At 37.9% G+C, this 819-nt stretch carries 1 protein-coding gene; it reads left to right on the top strand.

Annotation, left to right across the window (positions count from 1 at the left end; translation table 11 throughout):
• On the top strand, positions 1-809 hold an 809-nt coding region (locus FC77_RS07720), incomplete at its 5' end, for an IS982 family transposase (protein ID WP_056971027.1).
• Positions 810-819 lie beyond the last annotated feature (10 nt).

The raw sequence follows: 819 nt of genomic DNA, 5'->3' as shown, positions 1-819 counted from the left end.
TTAAGCAATTAAGCTGGCTCTGTCGTCATTTATATCAATTTTATGCTCCTAAAAAATTTAAATACCGGCGTAATGTTAAACAAGAAAAGATTTCTGATCCCTTACTCTTAACCTTACTGGTTTGGCAAGCCATGTTGGGAATTCAGTCACAACGCCGCTTTAGCCAACTATTTATTAATCTTTCTCATTCTCGCTTTAACCGTCGGGCACGACAATTATTGCCCATAATTAACTTGATCAGACGTAAACTTAACCAACAAGTTGCTTGTCGTCAGGAACCATTGATCGTTGATAGCTTGCCAATGCGGGTTTGCCACCCTATCCGGAACCACAGGGTCAAAATCTTTCAAGGAACAGCCAATATCGGGTATAACTCGACTAAAAAAGTTTATTACTATGGTTTCAAAGGCCATTTTATTGTTAATACTTCAGGTTATATTTTTGATTACATTGTCACTAAAGCTTCTGTGCATGATGCTCAAGCAGCAGGAAGTTTAATTCTTAATGCTCATTTACAAGATCCATACATCTTAGGTGACTTAGGTTATCTAGGTAAGCAACTGCACCAGCGACTACTACACGATGGTTATTATTTATGGACACCATATCGTAAGAATATGACTGGAGCCAAGCAACATAATAGCCGTTGTTTAGCAGCTATCCGGCGGACAATTGAAAGTGATTTTGCTTTATTAAAGGGATATGGAGTAGAAAACAATCGTGCTCGCACCTTAGTAGGATTTCAGCAACGTTTAGAAATTGCTATTTTAACTTATAATCTAGGCTATTTGGTTAATTTAAACAACTAGCACCACGCGT

It is taken from the genome of Lactobacillus acetotolerans DSM 20749 = JCM 3825 (assembly GCF_001436775.1).
GTDB classification, from domain to species: domain Bacteria; phylum Bacillota; class Bacilli; order Lactobacillales; family Lactobacillaceae; genus Lactobacillus; species Lactobacillus acetotolerans.
The sequence above is the reverse complement of the archived record's forward strand: the minus strand, read 5'-3'. Positions and strand labels throughout refer to the sequence as shown.